Raw genomic sequence first — 25,210 nt, 5'->3', positions numbered from 1 at the left:
AGCGGGAAACTGCCCTTGATCTATTCTTTTGAATATTTTGTCACACCTAAAGCGAGGGTTTCGTGCGTTTAATATTTTCGATCATGACAGAGGAAAATGAAAAAACAAAAGAAACAGCTGTAATAACAGCAATGGCAAAATTTCTTTCGGAGATTTGGTTTGTAGATGATTTTAGAGATCATCCCGAATATTTGTCTGAAATTTTCGAGACAATCCTGCTAACTGAAATGGGCAATGATCAGGATCTAAGAATCAGAATGATAAACTCCATTAGAACCAGTAAAATGCTTGCAGAAACACTAGGATCTTTTTCTGATATGGAAATCAATAATGCCTGCAGGAAAATTATGAACGCATGATACCACACAAAAACAAATTTGATCCTTTTTTTAGTGCATAATAAAAGTGTGCCGCTAGGCACTAAATATTGGCAAACAATTGAATTGAAATAAAAAATGTACCGTTAGGTACAAAATATCGGCAGCCATTAGGTTTAATATTCGTTGGCGTGCCGTAGGGACGGAATATTTAATGTTGTTGCGTACCTACAGCACGCTGAATATATTTTCGATTTATGTTTTCTACCGATATTTTGTACCTAACGGCACATTTTTTAACTTGGTTCGCATTATTAAAAATAAGACCTTCGCCAAAAAATAAAATATCAATTACTTACGCTTAAAATGTTCAAAAAATTACTCCTTGCTTTCCTATTTTTAAATAGCTTTATCTCATTTTCGCAAGACCTTGTCAATTATACTCCAATCGAATTAAAAAGAAATCGTGACGTTTTTCAAATTATAAACAACGACAATAAAGAAGTCACTTTATTTGTCAGCGACAAAGTAAAAGTAAAAGCGTTGCTTTTAAATGAAAAAATGCAGATTATTGACAGTATGTCTACAGAAAGACCCAATAAGAAAAAGTATGACGAAATGATCGGATATAATTCGACTAATTCTAATGCGAGGTTATTTTGGTCATCCAGCGACCGAACCTTTATTCTTTCTCAGTTTTATGATTTTAAAACCCAAAAAATTACAACACAAGAATTGACCTTGGTTGTAAAAAATGAAAAAGTTTTACAAGACTTTAGTTCAAAAAACAAGTTTTATATATTAACTGTTGTAAAAGATTCTAATACTCTAAAACTTCATGTTTTTGATCAAGACGGAGATCATGAAACAAAAACTATTGATTTAAGCAATTTCCGTTTTTATAAAAAAGACTACACGAAAACCAATCTTTATGGAATTTTTGAAGAAAATCTACTACCATTTGAAGCTCCATTTTCATTACAAAGTATTCATCCCGAAAACCTAACCTCAATAGCTGATGGGGCTAAGAAAAGAAAATGCTATTTTTCAGATAATCAAATCACAATAACACTCGATGCTAATCCATCTTACACACAAGCTTTAATGATTGATTTGGAAAACTTTACGGTTTCTGAAAAAATTATTAAAAAGCCAGTCATTTTAACTCAAATGGACAATATGAGTGTAAATTCTAATTCATTTTATTTTGATAATAAATTTTATCAGATAAAAAGCTCTGCAGATGAGCTTTTCTTTACAATAAGTGATCTGGAAGGAAATTCAATAAAAGAATTCCACATAACTGGAGAAACACCAATCGATTTCAAAAATTCGGTAATATATCAGGAAGGCGGTGATTTTGGCGGAAAAAGAATTTTAGAAAAGAGTTCACAATTTATTAGAAAAGTAAACAATTTAAATTCAGGAATTTCATGTTATCATATTGGAGAAAATACTTTGATAACACTTGGAAGCGTTTCTGAAATAAAACAAATAGGTTCACCTGTATTTATGGGCGCAGGAGTTGCTGGTATTGCAGCCTCAGCTATCGCAGGAGGTTTGGCAGGTTATTACAATTACAACGCAACAATGAACAGTTTTAATTCGTATGCAAATCGAAAAGTAGTTAAAATCGAATGCTTGTTTGATAAAGACAATAATCACGTACAAGGAGAATTACAATCTTTGGCGTTCGATAAAATCCGAACTTTCTTTGATGATAATACTGATGTTTCTTCTAAAACTTTATTTAAATTCGAATCAGCGTATTATTTAGGATATTACGATAACAAAACGAAAGAATATATCATTAGAAAATTCGTTGATTAAATTCAGAAACAAGTTTAATCCTCATTTTAAGTTTAATAAAAAATGTGCCATTAGGTACAAAATATCGGTAGACAATTGAATTCGACAATCGTTGGCGTGCCTTAGGTACGCAATTGTTAATGTTGTTGCGTACCTAAGGCACGCTGGATTTATGCTAACTTGTTTTTTCTACCGATATTTTGTACCTAATGGCACATTTTCATTCTTGACTCACTTTATTTCTTTATTAAAAACAACTGAAAGAACTACCGATATTTTGTACCTAACGACACATTTTTTAACTTGGTTCGCATTATTAAAAATAAGACCTTCGCTAAAATAAAATCAAAAATGAAGCTCACCAAACCAAGATTAGCTTTAATCTGCGGAATACTCTGCATTTCGATTTTTCCGATATTGGTTAAATTACGTCTAACACCAGGATTAATTTCGGCTTTTTACCGAATGTTTTTTGCTGTCACTTTACTTTTGCCTTACGTGTTTTTAAGTGGAAACTTTAAAATTCCAAGTCTTAAATTTGCTCTTTTGGCAATGCTTTGCGGTGTTTTATTTTCATCAGATGTTGCAGTTTGGAATATCGCCATTCAGGATTCGAGCGCAACGCAGGCTTCTTTGCTTACAAATTTGTCTCCGGTTTGGGTTGGAATTGGTTCATTTTTATTTTTAAAATCAAAACCTGCGACTAATTTTTGGATTGGAACAATTGTATCTTTATTCGGAATGGTGACTTTGGTTGGATTTGAATTTTTTATTGATTTAAACTTCGATCAGGCTTTTCTTTTTGCCGTTTTATCGGGAATCTTATATTCGATTTATCTTTTAGTCAGCAAAAATGTACTTTCTCAAGTAGATGTTTTGTCTTTCATGACAATTAGTTTATCGGCCTCAAGTATTTATTTAGGAATTCTTTGTTATTCATTAAATGAACCTTTTACAGGATTTTCAAATGCAGGTTGGTTTGTACTGGTTCTTCAGGCGTTAATCTGCCAATTGTGTGCATGGCTTTCGATTAGTTATGCAACGCAGCACATGCGCGCGACAAGAGTTTCATTGAGTTTATTGAGTCAGGCTGTAATTACCTCTATTTTAGCTTGGTTGTTTTTAGAAGAAAAAATAACTTTACAAATGGTTTTCGGTGGAATAATTTTACTTTTCGGAATCCGAATTACTTTTTATGATAAGAATATTTCTTTGAAAAAGCTTTTTTCTAAATAAGTTGGCCCACGGATTTTACGGATTAAACGGGTTTACGCAGATTGATTTTTTAAATTTACTGCTGAAAAAGTTTCTCGCAGTCCCGATAGCTATCGGGAGCAGATCAAGCAGATAAAAATCATTTTAATCTTTTCAATCTGTGGCAAAAAACCTGAAACCTGAAACAAAAAAACCTGAAACAAAAACACTATGTTACATAAAAGCAAAATACCGAACTTAAAAGTAATCGCATTTGATGCCGATGATACTTTATTTGTAAACGAACCTTATTTTCAGGAAACCGAACATAAATTTTGTGCTTTAATGGAAGATTATCTTTCACATCAGGGCATTTCGCAGGAATTATTTAAAATTGAAATTGCCAATCTGCCTTTGTACGGTTACGGAATCAAAGGTTATATTCTTTCGATGATCGAGGCGGCGATGAATATTTCGAATAATACAATTCCGGTTGAAGTAATCGAAAAAATCATCCAATACGGCAAAGAACTGCTCGAAAAACCAATCGAACTCCTTGACGGAATCGAAGAAACACTGCAGGCTTTACACGGAAAATACAAATTGGTCGTGGCTACAAAAGGTGATTTAAAAGACCAGCACAGCAAATTGCATCGTTCTGGTTTAGGTCATTATTTTCATCATATCGAAGTAATGTCAGACAAGCAGGAAATTGATTATCAAAAATTATTGGGCCGTTTAGATATCAAGGCAAATGAGTTTTTAATGATCGGAAATTCATTAAAATCTGATGTTCTTCCTGTTTTAGGAATTGGCGGCTATGCTGTTCATATTCCGTTTCATACTACCTGGGAACACGAAAAAATCAATCATAAAGTCGAACATGAACATTTTAGTTCATTTGAAAAGATTACAGAAGTAGTCCATAATTTATTATAATGAAAACACTTTTAGACTTAGAAAACTGGAACAGAAAAGAGCATTTTGAACATTTCTGCCGAATGGAAGAACCTTTTTTTGGTGCCACCGTAGAAATTGACTGCACAAAGGCTTATCAAACTGCAAAAGAATTAAATGTTTCTTTTTTCATTTTCTATCTGTATAAAACTCTAGTCGCTGTAAATTCAATCGAAAATTTTAGATACAGAATTTCCGAAGACAAAATATACAGCAATGACCGCATCGATGCATCTGCTACAATTGGCCGCGAGGACGGAACTTTTGGATTTTCTTTAATCGAATACAATCCTGATTTTGAAATCTTCAAACAAAGTGCTTTAACTGAAATTGAACGTGTTCAAAACACAACTGGTCTTTTCACAAGATCTTTTGATGATGATAATTTAATCCATTTTTCTGCAATTCCGTGGTTGAATTTTACTTCCCTTTCACATGCAAGAAGTTTTACATTTCCAGACAGCTGCCCTAAAATTTCGTTTGGAAAAATGATTGTTTCAGAAAATGGAAAACGTTCGATTGCAATGTCTGTGCATGTACATCACGGGTTGATGGATGGTTTACATGTTGGAAAATTTGTAGATTGTTTTCAGGAAGAAATGGATAAAATATAATCTTTATCTTACGATTTGTCTTATTTTAATACATTAATAACTTTTAGCGGATAAGCCAAGCAGTAATAAATCGTTGGTTTGGGAAAAATTTTAAAACTCAAATTACAATGAAAAAATCTGTAATGATTCTGGCATTTGCTTTAGGCTTAACTGGCATGAATGCACAAACAGAAACAAATTCTTCGAACAATTTTAATAAATGGTCTATAGAATTTGCTGGTGGTGTAAACAAACCACAAAAGCCATTTTCAGACGGTTATTTTACAAGTACGCCAAGCCCATGGGTTGCTGATCTTGGAGTTCGTTACATGTTCAATAACAAATTCGGTTTAAAAGTTGATGCTGGTTACAACAGCTTAACTAACAAAAACAACTCTTTAGATTTCGATTCAAGATACTACAGAGTAGATTTGCAAGCAGTTGCTAACTTAGGACGCATCATGAATTTTGAAACATGGACTAATACAATTGGTTTATTAGGTCATGCAGGTTTTGGTTATGCGCAATTGAGAAACGACAGTTACAAAGGGGCTGATGAAATGACAAATTTCATTGCCGGAGTTACGGGTCAAATCAAATTGTCAAACAGAATTGCTTTAACCGGAGATTTCTCTACGATTTTTAATGCATCTCAGGATCGTTCATTTGATGGAGCTTATCTTCCTGAAAACAGAGGATTCTCAGGATTACTTTTCAACGGTACAGTAGGATTAAATGTTTACTTAGGTAAAAATGCTAAACATGCTGACTGGACTGTAGTTTCTGAAAATGTTGATCTAAGTGCTTTTGAAAACAAGATCGCTGATCTTGAAAATCAAATCAAAAATGCGCCACAAAAACAAGTTATCGTAGAAAAACCAGTAACAAACAATGTTAGTAATGATAAAGATGTTGTTAAAGAGTTGATTAATGATAAGTATTACAGCGTATACTTTGATTTCAACAAAGCGACTCCAATTGAAAATTCAACTGCTGCAATTGATGTTGTATTATCTTATTTAAGAAAAAATCCTTCTGCATCTCTTGATATTATTGGATATGCTGACCAGGTTGGAAAAGCAGAATACAATGAGAAACTTTCAAATGCAAGAGCAGAGAATGTTAAAAAGATTTTGACGCAGGCTGGAATTGCTTCTTCAAGATTAAATGTTGTAGCTGCAGGTTCAGATACATCAATCCAAAAAGATTCTGATGAAGCTAGAAGATTAGCAAGAAGAGTAACTTTTAAAGTAAAATAATCTTTTTAAGTAATAAAATTGAAAGCCCGAAAGTGTAATACTTTCGGGCTTTTTTATATTCAATATTCTAAAAAAATTGTTTTTTGCAATCCAGACTATTCTTAGGTTAAAACTCGTACGATTTATTCATTAAATTTGGAATAATATTTGCCCGTGAAAACGTATGAAAAAACTTTTGCTCTTTTTGCTTTTACTCTCTAAATCAGTATTGTTAAGTCAGACAATATTAAATTCTTTTCCGTTAAACTTAGAAAATCCGTTAGAAGAAGGTCAGATTTTAAATACGGAAGATGCAAAAACACACGATATTTATGTTTTTGCAGCAGATTCTAAAAACATCAATATTTTAAAATATAATAAATCGATGTTTTTAACCACTCAGTTTAGCGACTCTATACGAAATGAAAAAAACAGATCTCTAATTGGTCAGAGCATTAGCGAAGACGGGAATCCAATATTGTACTGGAGTTCCCAAAATTCAAGAAATATTCGAATCATCAAATATTTTTTGGAAACAAAAGCTTCCAGAACCTTAAATTTCGATTTTCCTGAAAACAATGAATACATAATAACAAGTTTTCAAAAAGACAATAATTTTTATATTCTCTCAAAAGAAAAAAGCCAGCAGCATTTACTTCTTTATGAATTTAAAAACGGAAACTGCGAAATAAAAATGTTCGACTTTTCAGATTTTAAATTTCAGACCGAAAAGGGTCAAAATTTAACTTTTAACTCGCTCATTCGATATTATCCCATTCAAAAAATGGAATTAAATGATTTTAATTCGCTGGATAAAGCTTCAAACATAAACAAAATGTATGTTATTGACGACCATATTATTTTGACATTTGATTATAGTTTTAAAAAAACACAGGTTTTTGATCTTAATATCAAAACACTCGAAGTAACTGAGAAAAATTTTGATCAGCCCGTTTCTATCAAAACCGCTAAAACCTCAAATTCATTTTATAATCAAAACAAACTCTATCAAGTCAAGGCAAACAGCGATGAGTTTTTGTTTAACATAAAAGATTTCGAGACCGGGAAAACGATTAAGAATATTGTGGTATCAAAAAATGATACGATACGTTTTAAAAATTCTCCTTTATTCCTTCAAACAAATAATAACAAACCACAGGAATTAAAAACTACGGCTAAATTCCTGAAACAATTATCCGATTTAAGCGTTGGGGTTTCTGTCTTAGAAAACAGAAAAAACAGCTATCTGACATTTGGAGGTTACGTAGAATACATTGTTTCTAATTTTGAGTATGGGCAAAACGATTTTTATGATGTTGGGAATTCCTATTATTCGCAAAACAAAATGGTTTTCTTTGATGCTGTAATGAATGAAAATAATGATTTCACAACAACTTCAAAATCAGAATCTTTGGCAATTGATAATGTTTTTTATTATTTGAGTACAAACAAAAATGTCTCACTGCAGAATATTTTAAAGCTGAAAGACTATTACATCTTATGTTATTATGACACAGTTTTAAAACAATTTATAATACGAAAATTCTCAGATGGTTTTATTAGATTAGACGATGGAAACCCAATTATGAATAAGTCTGTATTCTCAAAACCTGCTTCTTTTAAACCTATAAAATCCCGTTAATTTTATTGAGAATTAATCCAAATGTATAATGTTTTCGCGGTTTGCAAAAAATCGTTTGAATTATTTTTGTTAATTTTACAAAAAAGACATCATTATGCTATCAAAAAATATTGAATCGGCTTTAAACAAGCAAATCCGCATAGAAGCAGAATCTTCGCAAACTTATCTTTCTATGGCTTGTTGGGCTGAAGTACACGGATTAGAAGGAATTGCTCAATTTATGTACACACAGTCAGATGAAGAGCGTGCACACATGCTTAAATTGGTTAAGTATGTAAACGAACGCGGAGGACACGCTCAGGTTACAGATTTAAAAGCGCCAAAAACAACTTATTCTACATTTAAAGAAATGTTTGAAGAGCTTTATAATCATGAACTTTTTGTTTCTAAATCTATCAATGAATTGGTACACATTACTTTTGAAGAAAAAGATTATGCAACACATAATTTCTTACAATGGTATGTTTCTGAACAAATCGAGGAAGAAGCAACAGCTAAATCTATTTTGGATAAAATCAACTTAATTGGCGATGACAAAGGCGGACTTTACTTGTTTGATCGTGATATTCAGCAATTAACCGTTACAAGTTCGATCGCAATCAATCCAAAATAAAAAAGTTAAAGTTTATTTAGAATATATAAAAATAACTTTTTTGATTTATATTTGTCTCTGTTTTTAATAATTCAGAGGAAAATTGAGCAAGAAAGAAAAAGACAAGGACAAGAAAAAGGATAAAAAGAAAAAAAAGAATAAAGATATCCTTGACAAAATTAAGAAGATTGAAAACTGTAAATCTTCTTGTTGTGAGAAATATAAGAAAAGTGAAAAGAAACGTTGTTCACGTTGTCCTATGTTTGATTTATTCAAAAAAACTGCTTAAACATATATAGAAAACCCACCAAGACATCTGGTGGGTTTTTAATTTTAACTACATTCGTCTTCTGATTTAAAAACGGTTTAATTTAATTATGGAAAACCAAATTCTTATTCCCAAATCGAGTCTGGATTTTTTAGTACAGCTAAAAGAAAACAATAACAAACTCTGGTTTGAAGAACGCAAAACAGAGTATTTAAAAGAACTCAATTATATTGAAAATTTTGCCGGCGCACTTCTTCATGAACTTTCAAAAACTGATGTTTTTGAAACGCAATCCGGTAAAAAAAGCGTTTACAGAATTTATCGTGATATTCGCTTTTCAAAAGATAAAACGCCATTTAAAACCTATTGGGGCGGAAGTTATAAACGAGCAACAAGTGCACGACGCGGAGGTTATTATTTTCATATCGAAAAAGGAAACACTTCTTTGATTGGTGGTTTTTGGGGACCAAATGCAGCCGATTTAAAACGTATAAGAAGCGAATTTGCACATGATCACGAATCGTTTAGAGAAATATTGAACTCCAAAAACTTCAAAAAAACTTTTGGAACACTACAGGGCGAACAACTGAAAACAACTCCGAAAGGTTTTAATCCAGACCACGAAGCCATTGATTTACTACGTTACAAACAGTTTTTAATTATAAAACGTTTTACAGATGATGAAGTATTAAGCCCGCATTTTTTTGAGCAGGCTTTAGAAACATTCAAAAACATGCGTCCGTTTTTTGATTATATGAGCGAAGTGCTTTCGACAGATATAAACGGAGCTTCTGTTTTATAAATTTCAACCAAAAGTTAAACCGGACAGGTTTTGAAAACCTGTCCGGTTTAACTGGATTAATCAACGATTATTTACTAAGCAATAAAATCTCGTTTACAACAACTTCGGTAATATATCTCTTTTCTCCATTTCTATCATCGTAGCTTCTGTGTGTTAACTTTCCTTCTACTGCAACCTCTTTTCCCTTTGTTACAAATTTTTCGATTATTTCTGCTGTTTTCCCCCAGGCAGTAATTCGGTGCCATTCGGTTTGTTCAACTTTTTCGCCTTTGTCATTTCTGTAAATCTCTTTTGTTGCAATACTCAGGTTAGCTAGTTTTCTTCCGTTTTCTAACGTTTTAATTTCAGGATTTTGTCCTACGTTACCAATTAGTTGTACTTTGTTTTTCATTGCATTCATGGCGTATACTATTTAAAAGTTCATATAAAAATTCGTTGATCAAATTCAACGATGCAAAATTGCGCTCAGCACTCTAAATTATTCGGTTGCAAACTATTTACTTTCGGTTGTAAATATTTGTAAGCGTTTGTAAGTGGAATTTATTTTTGCTATATTTGAGATAAATCGTACATATATGCAGACAGAAATTAAAAAAGTTGAGTTACGAAACCTTGCGTTTGAAGATTACAAACAATTGAAAAATTCGATGGTTGAATCGTATCCAGAAATGGCAAACTCCTATTGGAGATCAAATGATATAAAAAAATTACTCTCAATATTTCCCGAAGGACAATTGGTAATCCTTGTTGACGGAGTCGTTGTAGGATCGGCATTATCGCTAATTGTCGATGAAAAATTAGTCGATAAAAGACATAATTACAGACAAATTGTAGGCGATTATACTTTTTCTACTCATAATCCGGAAGGTGAAATTTTATATGGAATAGACGTTTTTATTCATCCGAACTACCGCGGTCTTCGTTTAGGACGACGTCTTTATGATGCCCGAAAAGAACTTTGCGAACAATTAAACTTAAAAGCAATTGTTTTTGCCGGCCGAATTCCAAATTACAATCAATATTCTAAAAAGTTTTCTCCAAGAACTTATATTGAAAAAGTAAAAGATAAAGAACTTCATGATCCGGTTCTTTCTTTTCAGTTAAGTAATGATTTCCACGTACTTCGTATTATCAAAAATTATTTGGAAGGAGATGAAGAATCAAAAGAATTTGCGGTTTTGCTGGAATGGAACAATGTTTATTATGATGAAAGTCCTCAATTAATCAATTCTGGCAAAAGTACTATTCGATTGGGATTAATTCAATGGCAGATGCGTCAGCTCAATAATGTTGAAGCGCTTTTTGAGCAGGCAGAGTTTTTTATTGATGTGGTTTCTGGTTACGGAAGCGATTTTGCACTTTTTCCGGAACTTTTTACAGCCCCTTTAATGGCCGATTTTAATCATTTGTCTGAAGCCGAAGCAATTCGTGAATTAGCCAGACATTCAGAGCCCATAAGAAAGCGTTTTCAGGAATTTGCTATTTCGTATAATATCAATATTATAACAGGAAGTATGCCGCATCTTGAAAATGGTGTTTTATATAATGTTGGCTTTTTGTGTAAAAGAGACGGAACTTCGGAGATGTATTATAAAATTCATATTACGCCAAACGAAGTCCATCATTGGGGAATGAAAGGCGGATCTGAGTTTAAAACTTACGATACCGACTGCGGTAAAATTGGAATTTTAATTTGCTACGATATCGAATTCCCTGAACTTTCAAGATTATTGGCAGATGAAGGAATGAATATTCTTTTTGTTCCGTTTTTAACCGATACACAAAACGCATATACACGAGTAAAACACTGCTCGCAGGCACGTGCGATAGAAAACGAATGTTATGTTGCCATAGCCGGTTGTGTTGGAAATCTTCCGAAGGTAAACAATATGGACATTCAATATGCTCAGGCTTCGGTTTTTACACCTTCTGATTTTGCATTTCCAAGTAACGGAATCAAAGCAGAAGCGACTCCAAATACCGAAATGACACTGATTGTAGATGTAGATTTAGATTTGTTGAAAGATCTTCATGAACACGGAAGTGTACGAATTTTAAAAGACCGAAGAACCGATTTATATCAAATTAACAAAACAAAATAATGAGAACCTGTCTCGAATGCTCGGAGAAACTTGTGGGTAGAGAAGATAAAAAGTTCTGCTCAGACAATTGCCGAAATGCCTACAACAATAAAATAAATAAAGACAGCAACAATTTCATGCGAAATGTAAACAACAAATTACGAAAAAATTACCGTATTTTGTCAGAGCTAAATGTTGATGGAAAATCAAAAGCAACTAGGGAGAAAATGATTAATAAAGGTTTTGATTTTGATTTCTTTACTAATATCTTGCAAACCAAAACAGGAAACACCTACTATTTCCTGTATGACCAAGGATACAGGCCTTTGGACAATGATTATTATATGCTTGTTAAAAAAGAAATTTAGTTTTATTCGTCATGAGAAAAAACCCCACCTCGATTCTGGCAATTGTCTTAATTCTAGCCATTTTAGGTATCATTTATGCTGCAATGATGCCGCAGTACATTTCAAAAAATGATGACGCTCTGGCGGATTTCTCGACTGAACGGGCCTTAAATCAGGTTGAAATTATTGCACAGAAACCGCATTATGTAGGTTCGACAAATCATGAACTGGTGGCTAATTATCTTAAACTTGAGCTTAACAGAATTGGATTAGAAACCAGCGTTCAGGAAGGTTTTACACTCAATGACAAAGGACTTTTGGTAAAATCTAAAAATATTCTTGCCCGAATCAAGGGAACAAATAATTCAAAAGCCCTTTTATTACTTTCTCATTACGACAGCGCGCCGCATTCTTTTTCAAAAGGCGCAAGTGACGATGCCTCAGGAGTTGCCACCATTCTTGAAGGAATCAGAGCTTTTTTATATGCTAAAGAACCGCAGAAAAATGACATCATTATTCTTTTTTCTGACGCTGAAGAATTAGGTTTAAACGGCGCAGCGCTTTTTGTAAACAAACATCCGTGGGCAAAAGATGTTGGTTTGGTTTTAAACTTTGAAGCCAGAGGAAGTTCAGGACCGAGTTACATGCTCATGGAAACCAACAAAGGCAATAAAGCACTTGTAGAAGAATTTACAAAAGCAAAAGCATCATATCCGGTATCAAACTCTTTGATGTACAGCATTTACAAAATGCTTCCTAATGATACAGATTTAACCGTTTTTAGAGAACAGGCAAATATTCAGGGATTTAATTTCGCTTTTATCGACGGACATTACAATTATCATACACAGCAAGACGATGTTCAGCATTTAAACAAAATGACGCTTGCACACCAAGGCTCTTATTTGATGCCTTTATTAAGATACTTTGCAAATACTGATTTAAACCAAACAGATTCAACAGAAGATTACGTTTATTTCAGCGCACCGTTTTCTTTCATAAGTTATCCTTTTTCATGGGTAATGCCAATGACTTTAATTGCTTTTGGATTACTGGTACTTTTCATGTTTATCGGAAAAGCCAAAAGAATGATTACTTTGAGGGAAATATTCAAAGGATTTGTTCCGCTTTTAGGATCGCTTATTATTGCCGGTTTAGTTACTTTTTTAGGCTGGAAAATAATTTTAGAAATTTATCCGCAGTATTCTGATTTCTTAAACGGATTTACATATAACGGCCACGCATACATTGGCGCATTTGTAACTTTAAGTATCGCTATTTGTTTCGCATTTTACCACCATTTTTCTGATGCTAAAATTACAATGAACCATTTCGTGGCTCCTTTACTGCTTTGGATTATCATAAATGCATTTTTGGCTAATAGCTTAACCGGTGCAGGATTTTTAATTGTTCCGGTTTATTTTGGAATTCTTTTGTTTGGGATTTTTGTTTTTACGCAGCATTACAGTTTAGGAATGAATTTAATTTTCAGTATTCCGGCTTTAGCTATCATAGCGCCGTTTATTGTAATGTTTCCGGTTGGTTTAGGATTAAAAATTCTATTCGTAAGTGCTATTTTAACCGTACTTCTTTTCGGATTATTACTGCCGATATTCAATACTTTTGTTAAAAAAGGGGCCTGGATTATGGTTTTCTTTGCCGCATCGATTGGATTTTTCATTTATGCCGGATACAATTCAGGCTACGAACACGGCAAAGCAAAATCAAACAGCTTATTGTATATCTATAACGCCAATACCAATTCAGCTCTATGGGCAACTTATGATGTAAATTTAGATGACTGGACAAAATCATATTTGGGCGAAAAAAACCAAAAAGCTCCGGGATTAAATAGTTTTCCTATTTCAAGTAAATACAACTCAACTTTTACGCACAGTGCGATTGCTCCTCTAATTGATGTTCCAAAACCAACTATTGCTTTCTTAAGAGACAGCGTAATTGGCAGCAACAGATATTTAAAAATTAAAATTACGCCAAACCGAAAAGTAAATCGTTACGATATTTATGCCAACCCAAAAATGACGTTTTACAACTTTAAGGCAAACGGTGTTTCGACTTTTGGTGAAAAAGGAAATCGCTTACAACGTGAAGACAGCAAAATTTTATGTTATTATGTTGTTGGAAACGAACCACTTGTTATGGAATTCTACATCAATAAATCGTCTATTTTTGATATGGATTTAATAGAAAGTTCATTTGACTTAATGACAAACCCGGAATTGAAAGTTAAACCAAGAAGCGACTGGATGATGCCGACGCCATTTGTTTTGAATGATGCCGTAATGATTCAGCAGAAAATTAAAAGATATACATCCCCGGTAAATCCGCCAATTCAGCCTGCAGCAATTCAGGACAGTACTGTAATCGCAAAAGACAGTTTAATAAAACCAGCTGTTCAAAAACCAGAATAAAAACTAAAAACGAATACTATGGCAACAAATGTTTCTACAATATTTTTAAGTGCGCCAATAGAAAAAGTCTGGAACGCATTGACAAAACCAGAATTGGTAAAACAATGGGAATACGGAAGTGATTTAATTACAGATTGGAAAATCGGTAACGAAATCAGATTCAGGAATGAATGGGAAGGTCAGGTTTTTGAACAATGGGGAACAGTTTTAGAAGTTTCTCCAAATCAAAAAATAAAATATTCGCTGTTTTTTCCAAGACCGGCATTAGAAGACAAACCCGAGAATTATTTTATAATGAGTTATGTTTTATCTGAAGAAAATCAGAAAGTAAAACTCGAAATAATTCAGGAAGACAATCGCCCTGGCGCAGTTCAGGAAAAACCACAAGGAGAAGAAAATCCAATATTACAAGCCCTAAAAGCTGTAGTAGAATCTTAAAGTTAGGTTCAAAGAAGCAAAGGAACAGAGGTACAAAGATTAAAAAAGCACTATTTTCATAGTGCTTTTTGCTTTTATCGATATGCTGAGAAACCTTTGAGCCTTTGTACCTCTGAACCTTTGTAACTTTTAACACGCACATTCAAACTTTAGACCGGCTTTATTTCCTTTTTCGCCTTCGGTTGCATATCCATCAAACTTCCACCACTCAATTCCTCCTATTAATTCTTTTACTTTAAAACCTAATTTTGTCATATTCAAAGCACCTTTAGTCGAAGCATTACAGCCAATTCCATCACAATACGTAACATATAAAATATCTTTATCTAAATGTTTTGTGGTTTCTACAGACATTTCGCGATGCGGAATATTAATCGCATTCGGAATATGTTCTGCTTCAAATCCAAAAGCTTTTCTCGCATCAATCGCAATTACTTTTTCGCCATTGTTTAAAGCATCAAATAAATCAGACGGATCCATTTCGAATACTAGTTTATGCTCATAAAATTTAATTTGCTCTTCCATAGTAATGTTGTTTTGTTGATTTTGTTTTTTCAAAAGTAGAAGAACATTTCATGCCATAAAAACGAAAAAAATTCATGAACCGCATTAGATTTTTTCATGCAAATGGCAGTCTAAAATTTTGTTCCTTTGTATATAAATCTCAAAAAAATGGAAATACGCCACTTAAAATTGATAAAAGCAATTGTTGAAGAAGGAAGCATTACAAAAGCGATTGACAAACTTCATTTAACACAATCAGCTTTGAGTCATCAGCTCAAAGAAGCAGAATATCAATTGGGTACGGCTATTTTTTTACGAACCAACAAAAAACTGGTTCTCACAAAAGCTGGTGAAAAGATTTATGCACTTGCTAACGAAATTTTGGACAAACTCACCGAAACCCAATCTCAGATCAAACAAATGGTTTACGGAGAATACGGCGAAATCAGAATAAGTACAGAATGTTTTTCGAGCTATCACTGGCTGCCGCCGGTTTTAAAGCAATTTCATCTTTTATACCCAAATGTCGAACTGAAAATTATAACCGAAGCAACACATATTCCGTTGCAAAAACTTTTAGAAAATACAATCGATATTGCCATTGTAAGCGACACGATAAAAGATAATCATATAAAATATACCGAACTTTTTCAGGACGAAGTTGTAATGGCCGTTTCAGAAAATCATCCTTGGGCAGACAAAAAATATGTCGTTGCCGAAGATTTTATAAACGAACATTTAATAATTCATTCCCTTCCGATGGAAACGGTTACGATTCATCAGTTTGTTTTGGCTCCAGCCAAAGTAACACCGAAAAAAATAACACCGCTTCCACTCACAGAAGCTTCTCTCGAAATGGTAAAAGCTGATATGGGCGTTATGTCGATGGCAAAATGGGCACTACAGCCACATTTAAAAAATAATCCAATTAAAGCCGTAAAAGTGGGCAAAAATGGCTTAAAACGAAAACATTTCATAGCGACAAGAGCAAACGAAACATATCCGGATTATTTTCAGCATTTTATTAATTTTCTACAAAATGAAATTAACCTGCAATGGAATATTCAATAAGAAACTGCAAAATAACCGATTTACCAAAATTGGTTATCCTCTGCCAAAAACACGCTGAATTTGAAAAAGCTGATTTTTCTCCGGAAGGAAAACTAGAAAATCTTCAAAAAGCAATTTTCAGCGAAAAACCAAAACTGTTTTGTTTAGTTGTCGCTGCAAAAGAAACAATTGTGGGTTATGTTTCCTATACTTTTGATTTCTCAACCTGGGATGCTGCGGCATTCCTGTACATGGATTGTTTATTTCTCGAAGAAGAAGCCCGAAGTTTCGGAATTGGTGAAGTTTTAATTAACAAACTAAAAGAAATCGGAACTCAAAATAACTGCATAAACATACAATGGCAAACTCCCGAGTTTAATACAAGAGCAATTAAATTTTATAACAGAATTGGTGCAAAAGGAAAAGATAAAGTCCGATTTACGCTAACTTTGTAAAATCAAAAGAGTAAACATCTTTGTGGCTTTTAATCTCGCAAAGTCGCTAAGACGCAAAGTTTAATATTCTTTGCGACTCTGCGACTTTGCGAGATTATTACTTTAAGCAATCTTAAAAAATGAAAAAAATAAGCATATTAGGCTGTGGCTGGCTGGGCTTGCCTTTGGCGAAAAAACTAATCGAAAAAGGAATTTCGGTAAAGGGATCTACAACTTCTGAAAGCAAACTTTCTATTTTAGAAGATTCTGGAATAAATCCTTTCCTTGTCATCCTGAGCGAAGTCGAAGGAAATATTGAAGGTGAAAGTATTTCTGGAAATATTGACGATTTTTTGGCCGAAAGTGAAATTTTAATTATTGATATTCCACCCAAATTAAGAGCTGTTACTTCAGATTCAAATAAAGTTTTTGTTCAGAAAATCGAAAATCTAATTTCATTTATAGAGAAATCAAGCATTACAAAAGTTCTTTTTGTAAGCTCTACTTCTGTTTATGGCGATGGTAACGAATTAATTACCGAAGAAACAAATCTAAATCCGGAAACCGAAAGCGGCAAGCAATTGGTTTTAGCAGAAGCGATTCTTCAAAAAAATCAAAACTTCGAAACGACCATTTTACGTTTCGGCGGATTAATCGGCGAAGACCGACATCCTGTAAAATTTCTAGCCGGAAAAGAAAATCTCGAAAATACCGACGCTCCAATAAATTTAATTCATCAAAAAGACTGCATTGCCATTATTGAAGAAATCATAAACCAGCAAAAATGGAATGAAGTTTTCAACGCCGTTGCGCCTTTTCATCCAACAAGAAAGGATTATTATACTCAAAAAGCAGAGCAACAAAACTTAGTTTTACCAAAATTCAGCTCTGAAAAATCAAATATCAAAAAGGTTATTTCCAGCGAAAAAATCGAAAACATTTTAAATTATCAATTTAAATTGGAAGATTACTAGAATTTCAAATGTCAGGCTGAGCTAAGTCGAAACCCTTTTGTTTCCACAAGCCTTCGACTTCGCTCAGGGTGACAATAGAATAAACTTTGTGAACTATAGTAAAACGAACAAAAACTTAAATTACTTACTTAACTTATATGGTTTAAAAAAACTTTGCTCCCGATAGCTATCGGGATTGCGAAACGTTTTTATCTTTGTAATTAACTCAAAATCTATGGAAACAGTTTTCGTCAATTCGCCTTTAGGAATCACCAAAATAGTTGGAGACGAAAATGGTATTTCCATAATTTCGGTATCTGATGTTGGCACAAACGAAGTTTCTAAAAAAATTCCAGAAATTCTAAAAGATGCTGTTTTGCAGCTTGAAGAATATTTTGAAGGCAAAAGAAAAGATTTCGACTTAAAACTAAATCCGCAAGGAACTGAATTTCAGCAGAAAGTCTGGAAAGCATTACTTGAAATTCCATACGGAAAAACGGTAAGTTATATGGATCAAACCAAAAAACTGGGCGATGTAAAAGCGATTCGTGCTGTGGCATCTGCAAATGGGAAAAATCCGCTTTGGATTGTTGTTCCCTGCCACCGCGTTATTGGTACAAATGGTTCTTTAACCGGTTACGCCGGCGGATTATCACGTAAAAAATGGCTTTTAGAGCATGAAAGTCCTTCTGCACAGCAAAGTTTATTCTAACTGTTTTTAAATAGTAAGAATTTTACGCATATTTGTAAAACATAAAAATACAAGTCTAATAATCTAATATCTAAGAAGTCTAAAAATGATTGAAAAAATAAACCTCAACAACATTTTATTTCTTGATATAGAAACTGTTCCTGAAGAAGAAAACTTCAATTTGCTTGACGCGGAAATGCAGTCACTTTGGGATTTAAAAACACAATATCAGCGAAAAGACGATTTTACTCCGGAAGAATTTTATGAACGTGCCGGAATTTGGGCCGAGTTTGGAAAAATTATCTGTATTTCGGTTGGTTATTTTACAATAAAGGGTGATGTTCGAAATTTTAGGGTAACTTCATTTTTTGGGGAAGAAAAAAAGATTCTAAAAGACTTTAATAATCTTTTGAACAATCATTTCAATCAGCCGCAGCATCTTTTATGCGGGCATAACGCAAAGGAATTTGACATTCCGTTTCTCGCCCGACGAATGATTATCAATCAAATAGCAATTCCCAACAAGCTGAATTTATTTGGTAAAAAACCTTGGGAAATTGCACATCTTGATACTTTAGAATTATGGAAGTTTGGCGATTACAAGCATTTTACTTCTTTAAAGCTTTTGACCAAGATTCTCGGAATTCCATCGCCAAAAGGCGATATTGACGGTAGCCAGGTAGCACATGTGTATTATGTCGAAAAAGACATCGACAGAATTATAACGTATTGCGAAAAAGATACAATTGCCGTAGCCCAGATTTTCCTTCGTTTACGTAGACAAGATTTATTGATTGAGGAAGAAATAATTCATGTATAGTTTTTTGAGATTCTAAGATACTAAGGAGCTGAGATTCTAAGATTTTGAAACTCTAATTAAATGAACTTATGCTTCTTATATAGCTTAATGTAAAGTTTTATTTGACGTACAGAGAAGCAAAACTAAATGAACTTATATCTCTTATATGGTTTAATAAAATTTTGAAAGATGACACATTCTGAAATTTCATATCATCGTCTTGTTTCGCAGAAACTGTACAAAACAGATAAATGTTCTCCGCAGGAAATTGTACATCATTTCGGCGCCATGCAGGCACAGGATTATGCCATGGCAAAATGGGCAATAGGTTCTCGCTGTGATGCTTCTGAAAAAGAAATTGAAGAAGATATTAATTCAGGCAAAATAATTCGAACTCACATTTTACGCCCAACATGGCATTTTGTTTCTCCGGATGATATTTACTGGATGCTGGATATTGCCGGACCTCAAGTAAAAAGAATGACAATTTCCGGAGCCAAAAAATTTGGTTATGATGCTAAAAAACTGGAGAAGACAAATAATTCTATCGAAAAGCTATTATCTGGAAACAATCATTTAACACGCGATGAAATTATGCAGGAACTTGGCATTAAAAAAACTTCAAAAGAAGATTTTCTAAGTGCCGCGATTATGATGCATGCCGAACAAGATGGTTTGGTTTGCAACGGAAGAATGAACGGCAAAAAAATCACTTATGCTTTACTTGAAGAACGCGTTGAAAAACCAAAAATACAATTATCAAAAGAAGAAGCTTTGGCAAAATTAGCCTTACGATATTTTGAAAGTCACGGCCCGGCAACTTTGGTGGATTTTTCGTGGTGGTCTGGTTTTCCGCCTACAATTTGTGCAAAAACAATTGATGCAATAAAGTTGCAATTAGAATTAATTGAAATTGAAAATCAAAATTATTACTTTGTAAATCAAAACATTGAGAAGATTAACTTCAAGAAAAGCATTCACTTTCTTCCAGCTTTTGACGAGATTTTGATTTCGTATAAAACCAGAGAAGCTTCCTTTTTAACAGATCATCAAACAAAGGTTTTTACCAACAATGGCATATTCAAACCGATAATTCTGGAAGATGGAAAAGTTATCGGAATATGGAAACGAACCTTTAAAAAAGATCATGCTAAAATTGAAACGGAGTTTTTTAATGAAACTGAAAATTCTAAAAAACAAATTCTTTTCGAAGGAATAAAATCTTTTGAAAAATATCTCGGAACCAAAGTTATGATCGAATAATTCGAAACAATAAATCATTGTGCACATTCTGGCTAAATAATTTGTCATAAATCACGAAATTGACTTTTGTAATTGTCATTACAATTGATTTATTACATTTACAAAAAATTCTCATTATGGTATTAAGCAGATTCTGGTTGGTTATTTTTATTTCTTCGATTGTTTTTATTGTAGTCAGTTTATTTACTGCCAACACATATACTATTGACTCAGTTTTGAATGGAAAAAAAGATGATCCTATTTTAGTTTCTGAAAAATACATTCATGAACTTCCGGCTTTTCTTAAAGACAGCATTAAAAAAGCACCAGATCAAACGATGATAATCAATCGTGATACGCTTAATGCCGATACAACTTATGTTTATAAAAACAAAACGGTAAAAATTTACAGCGGTCTTCAAAAATCTGATGGTTTATTGCCAACTTGTAAAAGCACTTTGGTTGATTTGATTCTGCCGCTTATTGCTTATTTAGCTTTCTTTTGTGGATTGATGGAACTTTTAATTGTTTCTGGGGCTTCTGGAAATCTGGCAAAAATATTGAGTCCGGTTTTTGTAAAAGTGTTTCCAAGTATTCCTAAAAATCACCCATCAATCTCATACATGACTTTGAATTTTGCTGCTAATTTCCTCGGATTGGATTCGGCCGCAACTCCATTTGGATTGAAAGCCATGGAAAGTTTACAGGAAATCAATCCAGATAAAGACAAAGCCAGCGATGCTCAAATTATGTTTATGTGTCTTCATGCTTCGGGCTTGACTTTAATCGCAACTTCGATTATTGGATATCGCGCCGCTGCAAATGCAAGTAATCCTGCCGATGTTATGCTGCCTTGCATCATTACTTCTTTTATCGGAACTATCGCTGCGTTTTTAATTGTGGGTATAAAACAAAAAATCAATTTCAAAAGTGCTTCTCTTCTTATCGTCTTAATGGGATTAATCGCGGCCATTGTTGGTTTGCTGATGTATGTTAACCATTTGGATATAATTGGAAAAAACTATTTTACTTCTAACCTTTCGGGATTAATTTTAATTGCCATTATTGCTTTTACTTTGATTTTTTCTTTCAAAAATGAAAAGAAATTCAGCGAGGCCAATACGACAGTTTTTGAAACTTTTGTTGTGGGTGCCAATAACGGAGTGAAAACTGGGGTCACAATTTTTCCTTACGTTTTAGGAATGCTGGTTGCGATTTCATTATTCAGAAATAGTGGTCTATTTGAAATCATCAGCGACGGAATTGCTTTTGTTTTCTCTAATATGGGAGTTAGCAAAGAAATTACGAATGCGCTGCCTGTTGCTATGCTTCGTCCGTTTAGTTCTGCCGGTTCTCGTGGTTTCTTAATCGATTCAATGAATACTTTTGGTGCCGATTCTTTAACAGCAAGATTGAGTAGTATTTTTCAATGCAGCGCCGAAAGTACTTTTTATGTTATTGCGGTTTATTTTGGTTCTGTGAATATCAAAAATACCCGTTATGCCTTGGGTACTATGCTTTTGGTGGATTTAATTTGTGTGATTACCGCGATTTTTGTGGCTACCTGGTTTTTTTAAAATCATCTTTGTACATATAAACTGGACTGAAGTCTAGGCCTACAATATGGTTCGAGCCGTTGGCTCTTTTTTTCCAGTTTGGAAAAATTATTTGTTTGTAGAGCTGAACTTCATTTAACTTCGTAATATCAAAAGTACTCAATCTAAAGTTCCGAAGGAACGATCTATTTTGTAGGGCAGGACTTCAGTCCAGTTTAAAATGATATGATGTGATTTATTTTTGTAAGAAAATTTATATATTTATAACAAATTATTAATCGTTATAAATATAAAAATGTCAAACACATTTCACCAAGTTTATATACAAGCCGTTTTTGCAGTTAAGTACAGAGAATCATTAATTACAAATGATTGTAAATCTAAAATATTAAGCGTTATAGGAAATTTAATAAACGAAACTGGCTGTAAAACCATAATAGTGAACGGAACTGAAGATCATGTTCATTGTCTTCTGGCACTTAAACCAACGGTTTCTGTTTCGGATTTGATGAAAGTTGTAAAAGGGAAATCATCAAAATACATCAATGATTATCAATTGACAAAATACAAATTTGAATGGCAGGAAGGTTATGGTGTTTTTTCATATAGTAAATCCCATATTGATGCTGTTTATAAATATATAGCTAACCAGGAAGAACATCATAAAAAACAAAATTTCAGAGATGAATATTCTTCATTTTTAAATAAATACGATGTTAAATTTGATGAGAGACGCATTTTTGAAAAATTAATATAATTCTATAATTGCGCTACATCAAAATAATAACACCGCATTAAAATCTGGTTTTACAATCCACATCAAAACTGGACTGAAGTCCAGCCCTACAATATGGGCCGAGCCTTGGCTCTGCTAAAGTTCCGGAGGAACGATTTATTTTGTAGAGCTGGACTTCAGTCCAGTTTCTATATATGCGATTTTCGCGAATAAATTAATACGCACAAACGCCCCTAATTCAAATTCTTTCTTAGGTAAATAATTTCTAACTTTGTAAAAAAACAAAGAAATGATTGATTTTATATACCAGGATCCTTACCCAATTTTAAAGGATGATACGCAGTACCGCAAAATCACCTCTGATTTTGTAAAAGTTGAAAAATTTGGAGAACGCGAAGTTTTAACCGTTGATCCAAAAGGTTTAGAATTATTGGCTGAAGAAGCTTTAACAGATGTTTCGTTCATGCTGAGAACAACGCATTTGCAAAAACTAAGAAAAATTCTTGACGATCCGGAAGCTACAGACAACGATCGTTTTGTAGCTTATAATTTACTTCAAAATGCTTCGGTTGCTGCCGAAGGTCAATTACCAAGCTGCCAGGATACCGGAACTGCCATCGTAATGGCAAAAAAAGGTGAAAGCATTTTTACAGGTGTTGATGATGCAGAATGGTTGAGCAAAGGTATTTTCAACACATACCAAAAACGTAATTTACGCTATTCTCAAATTGTACCGATTTCGATGTTTGAAGAAAAGAATTCAGGCTCAAATCTTCCGGCGCAAATTGATATTTATGCTAAAAAAGGAGCTTCTTACGAGTTCTTATTTATGGCAAAAGGCGGAGGATCTGCAAACAAGACTTATTTATATCAACAGACAAAATCATTATTGAATGATAAATCTATGGATACTTTCATCCGTGCCAAAATAAAAGATTTAGGAACTTCGGCTTGTCCTCCTTACCATTTGGCTTTGGTTATTGGCGGAACTTCTGCGGAAGCGAACTTAAGTGCCGTTAAAAAAGCATCTGCAGGATATTATGATCATTTGCCAACTTCAGGAAATATGGCTGGTCAGGCATTTCGTGATTTAGAATGGGAAGAACGTGTTCAGAAAATCTGTCAGGAAAGTGAAATCGGAGCTCAGTTTGGAGGAAAATATTTCACACACGACGTTCGTGTAATTCGTTTACCGCGTCACGCAGCATCTTGTCCGGTTGGATTAGGAGTTTCTTGTTCAGCAGATAGAAATATTAAAGGAAAAATTACCAAAGACGGAATCTTCGTTGAGCAATTAGAAGTAAATCCAAAGCAATTTTTACCAGAAACAGCTCCGCATCTAGAAGCTCCGGTTGAAATTGATTTAGATCAGCCAATGGCAGATATTTTGGCTAAACTTTCTCAATATCCTATCAAAACACGTTTAAAACTAAACGGAACTGTAATTGTAGCGAGAGATATCGCTCACGCAAAAATCAAAGAACTATTAGATGCCGGAAAACCGATGCCGGAATACTTTAAAAACCACCCGGTATATTATGCCGGACCTGCAAAAACTCCGGAAGGAATGCCTTCGGGAAGCTTTGGGCCAACAACTGCCGGTCGTATGGATGTTTATGTAGATGAATTCCAAAAACATGGCGGAAGTATGATTATGCTGGCAAAAGGAAACCGTACTAAACAAGTTACAGATGCCTGCAACAAATACGGCGGATTCTATTTGGGTTCTATTGGAGGCCCTGCAGCTATTTTAGCACAAGACAATATCTTAAAAGTTGAAGTTGTTGATTTTGAAGAATTAGGTATGGAAGCTGTTCGTAAAATTACAGTAAAAGATTTCCCTGCATTTATTATCACAGACGATAAAGGAAATGACTTTTTTGAAAATCTATAATTTTTTTAGAATCTAAGGTGCTAAGGTGCTGAGATTCTAAGTTTTTAAAATACAAAAACCGCCTAAATAGGCGGTTTTTCATTATATAATTTGTGTACTTTGCGTAAACCTTAGCGTTCTTTGCAACTAAAAACCTAAGCGCTTTTATCTTCTTTTTCAAAAGCTATAAAATGCGAAATCTCTCCCTTGGAATTATAAACTGGCGTTGCATCGACACTGCAGGTATAAGTTCTTCCATCTTTTTTATAGTTCTGGATTGTTTTTTTAAACGGTACTTTTAGTTCTATTGCTTCTTTAATTTCGTTTAAAACGGTTTTACAAGTTGCCGGTCCCTGAAACATTTTAGGCGTTTTGCCCAAAACTTCTTCCTCATAATAACCCGTCATTCTTTTAATTCTGTTGGAAGCAAATACAATTTTTAAATCTAAATCGGTTATAAGGACAACTTCATCCTTGATTCTTTCCTCGATTTTAAGATTTTCTTCGTTCCAGGTAAACTGACTTGAGATTTTATTTACCTTTTTCATATCGGCAAAAACAGCCTTCAACTCATTCAAATACTCATAATGAAGGTCTAAGGCCAATATAGGCACCCAAGTACGATTTGCTGTTTCATCAGAGCTATTCTTTTTCATTTTAAA

At 33.6% G+C, this 25,210-nt stretch carries 26 protein-coding genes; 23 read left to right on the top strand and 3 right to left on the bottom strand.

Going from position 1 to position 25,210, the window contains the following annotated elements:
• Window positions 1-83 precede the first annotated feature (83 nt).
• The 10 genes from BUC29_RS08750 (at window position 84) to BUC29_RS08705 (ending at window position 9,412) form a co-directional block, all read left to right on the top strand.
• Window positions 84-359, top strand: a complete 276-nt coding sequence (locus BUC29_RS08750) for a hypothetical protein (protein ID WP_073415356.1) — start codon at window positions 84-86, stop codon at window positions 357-359.
• Between the two features lie 324 nt (window positions 360-683).
• On the top strand, window positions 684-2,147 hold the full coding sequence (locus BUC29_RS08745; RefSeq protein ID WP_073415355.1) for a hypothetical protein: 1,464 nt from the start codon (window positions 684-686) through the stop codon (window positions 2,145-2,147).
• 330 nt (window positions 2,148-2,477) lie between these two features.
• Window positions 2,478-3,362: a DMT family transporter gene (locus BUC29_RS08740; RefSeq protein WP_073415354.1), complete on the top strand. Its 885-nt coding sequence runs from the start codon at window positions 2,478-2,480 to the stop codon at window positions 3,360-3,362.
• A 189-nt stretch (window positions 3,363-3,551) separates the two neighbouring features.
• Complete coding sequence (locus BUC29_RS08735; RefSeq protein WP_073415353.1) at window positions 3,552-4,259, top strand: HAD family hydrolase; 708 nt, start codon at window positions 3,552-3,554, stop codon at window positions 4,257-4,259.
• The gene (locus tag BUC29_RS08730) at window positions 4,259-4,891 is read left to right on the top strand and encodes a chloramphenicol acetyltransferase (RefSeq protein WP_073415352.1); all 633 of its coding nucleotides are present in this window, start codon (window positions 4,259-4,261) and stop codon (window positions 4,889-4,891) included. The genes BUC29_RS08735 and BUC29_RS08730 overlap by 1 nt, the downstream gene beginning before the upstream one ends.
• A gap of 107 nt (window positions 4,892-4,998) precedes the next feature.
• Window positions 4,999-6,129 (top strand): OmpA family protein, encoded by a 1,131-nt coding sequence (locus tag BUC29_RS08725; RefSeq protein WP_073415351.1) that lies wholly within the window; start codon window positions 4,999-5,001, stop codon window positions 6,127-6,129.
• Window positions 6,130-6,292: 163 nt separating this feature from the next.
• On the top strand, window positions 6,293-7,750 hold the full coding sequence (locus BUC29_RS08720) for a hypothetical protein (RefSeq protein ID WP_073415350.1): 1,458 nt from the start codon (window positions 6,293-6,295) through the stop codon (window positions 7,748-7,750).
• A gap of 94 nt (window positions 7,751-7,844) precedes the next feature.
• The gene (locus BUC29_RS08715) at window positions 7,845-8,363 is read left to right on the top strand and encodes a ferritin (protein WP_073415349.1); all 519 of its coding nucleotides are present in this window, start codon (window positions 7,845-7,847) and stop codon (window positions 8,361-8,363) included.
• An 82-nt stretch (window positions 8,364-8,445) separates the two neighbouring features.
• Entirely contained in the window at window positions 8,446-8,631 is a 186-nt protein-coding gene (locus tag BUC29_RS08710) for a hypothetical protein (protein ID WP_029271150.1), read from the top strand.
• A gap of 88 nt (window positions 8,632-8,719) precedes the next feature.
• Window positions 8,720-9,412 (top strand): DUF2461 domain-containing protein, encoded by a 693-nt coding sequence (locus BUC29_RS08705; protein ID WP_073415348.1) that lies wholly within the window; start codon window positions 8,720-8,722, stop codon window positions 9,410-9,412.
• A 67-nt stretch (window positions 9,413-9,479) separates the two neighbouring features.
• Here the strand turns inward: BUC29_RS08705 and BUC29_RS08700 are convergent, their stop codons facing one another.
• Complete coding sequence (locus BUC29_RS08700; protein WP_073415347.1) at window positions 9,480-9,812, bottom strand: single-stranded DNA-binding protein; 333 nt, start codon at window positions 9,810-9,812, stop codon at window positions 9,480-9,482.
• A 175-nt stretch (window positions 9,813-9,987) separates the two neighbouring features.
• Between BUC29_RS08700 and BUC29_RS08695 the strand changes: the two genes are divergently transcribed.
• Genes BUC29_RS08695 through BUC29_RS08680 form a run of 4 tightly spaced genes read left to right on the top strand, consistent with a single transcriptional unit; the run spans window position 9,988 to window position 14,710 of the window.
• Complete coding sequence (locus tag BUC29_RS08695; protein ID WP_073415346.1) at window positions 9,988-11,514, top strand: carbon-nitrogen hydrolase family protein; 1,527 nt, start codon at window positions 9,988-9,990, stop codon at window positions 11,512-11,514.
• The gene (locus BUC29_RS08690) at window positions 11,514-11,861 is read left to right on the top strand and encodes a hypothetical protein (protein ID WP_073415345.1); all 348 of its coding nucleotides are present in this window, start codon (window positions 11,514-11,516) and stop codon (window positions 11,859-11,861) included. Before BUC29_RS08695 ends, BUC29_RS08690 begins: the two co-directional genes overlap by 1 nt.
• 11 nt (window positions 11,862-11,872) lie before the next feature.
• Window positions 11,873-14,272 carry a M28 family peptidase gene (locus BUC29_RS08685; RefSeq protein ID WP_084538609.1) on the top strand — a complete coding sequence of 800 codons (2,400 nt, stop codon included), beginning with the start codon at window positions 11,873-11,875 and terminating at the stop codon, window positions 14,270-14,272.
• Window positions 14,273-14,290: 18 nt separating this feature from the next.
• Entirely contained in the window at window positions 14,291-14,710 is a 420-nt protein-coding gene (locus BUC29_RS08680) for an SRPBCC family protein (RefSeq protein ID WP_073415344.1), read from the top strand.
• Between the two features lie 129 nt (window positions 14,711-14,839).
• Here the strand turns inward: BUC29_RS08680 and BUC29_RS08675 are convergent, their stop codons facing one another.
• Complete coding sequence (locus BUC29_RS08675; protein ID WP_084538608.1) at window positions 14,840-15,235, bottom strand: rhodanese-like domain-containing protein; 396 nt, start codon at window positions 15,233-15,235, stop codon at window positions 14,840-14,842.
• A 147-nt stretch (window positions 15,236-15,382) separates the two neighbouring features.
• Between BUC29_RS08675 and BUC29_RS08670 the strand changes: the two genes are divergently transcribed.
• From BUC29_RS08670 to BUC29_RS08630, 9 genes are all read left to right on the top strand, one after another.
• Entirely contained in the window at window positions 15,383-16,285 is a 903-nt protein-coding gene (locus tag BUC29_RS08670; protein ID WP_073415343.1) for a LysR family transcriptional regulator, read from the top strand.
• Window positions 16,270-16,719, top strand: a complete 450-nt coding sequence (locus BUC29_RS08665; protein WP_073415342.1) for a GNAT family N-acetyltransferase — start codon at window positions 16,270-16,272, stop codon at window positions 16,717-16,719. Before BUC29_RS08670 ends, BUC29_RS08665 begins: the two co-directional genes overlap by 16 nt.
• A gap of 119 nt (window positions 16,720-16,838) precedes the next feature.
• Entirely contained in the window at window positions 16,839-17,672 is an 834-nt protein-coding gene (locus BUC29_RS08660; protein ID WP_073415341.1) for an NAD-dependent epimerase/dehydratase family protein, read from the top strand.
• A gap of 214 nt (window positions 17,673-17,886) precedes the next feature.
• The gene (locus BUC29_RS08655; RefSeq protein ID WP_073415340.1) at window positions 17,887-18,363 is read left to right on the top strand and encodes a methylated-DNA--[protein]-cysteine S-methyltransferase; all 477 of its coding nucleotides are present in this window, start codon (window positions 17,887-17,889) and stop codon (window positions 18,361-18,363) included.
• An 85-nt stretch (window positions 18,364-18,448) separates the two neighbouring features.
• Window positions 18,449-19,162, top strand: a complete 714-nt coding sequence (locus BUC29_RS08650; RefSeq protein WP_073415339.1) for a 3'-5' exonuclease — start codon at window positions 18,449-18,451, stop codon at window positions 19,160-19,162.
• A 168-nt stretch (window positions 19,163-19,330) separates the two neighbouring features.
• Window positions 19,331-20,404 (top strand): winged helix DNA-binding domain-containing protein, encoded by a 1,074-nt coding sequence (locus BUC29_RS08645; protein ID WP_073415338.1) that lies wholly within the window; start codon window positions 19,331-19,333, stop codon window positions 20,402-20,404.
• A 116-nt stretch (window positions 20,405-20,520) separates the two neighbouring features.
• Entirely contained in the window at window positions 20,521-21,960 is a 1,440-nt protein-coding gene (locus BUC29_RS08640; protein ID WP_073415337.1) for a nucleoside recognition domain-containing protein, read from the top strand.
• Between the two features lie 274 nt (window positions 21,961-22,234).
• The gene (gene tnpA / locus BUC29_RS08635) at window positions 22,235-22,696 is read left to right on the top strand and encodes an IS200/IS605 family transposase (RefSeq protein WP_073415336.1); all 462 of its coding nucleotides are present in this window, start codon (window positions 22,235-22,237) and stop codon (window positions 22,694-22,696) included.
• A 268-nt stretch (window positions 22,697-22,964) separates the two neighbouring features.
• Window positions 22,965-24,569: a fumarate hydratase gene (locus BUC29_RS08630; protein ID WP_073415335.1), complete on the top strand. Its 1,605-nt coding sequence runs from the start codon at window positions 22,965-22,967 to the stop codon at window positions 24,567-24,569.
• Between the two features lie 134 nt (window positions 24,570-24,703).
• Here the strand turns inward: BUC29_RS08630 and BUC29_RS08625 are convergent, their stop codons facing one another.
• Window positions 24,704-25,204, bottom strand: a complete 501-nt coding sequence (locus tag BUC29_RS08625; protein ID WP_073415334.1) for a PAS domain-containing protein — start codon at window positions 25,202-25,204, stop codon at window positions 24,704-24,706.
• Window positions 25,205-25,210 lie beyond the last annotated feature (6 nt).

Origin of the sequence: Flavobacterium defluvii (assembly GCF_900129555.1) — a bacterium.
Taxonomy (GTDB): Bacteria; Bacteroidota; Bacteroidia; order Flavobacteriales; family Flavobacteriaceae; genus Flavobacterium; species Flavobacterium defluvii.
This window is presented reverse-complemented; position numbering and strand designations above follow the sequence as displayed.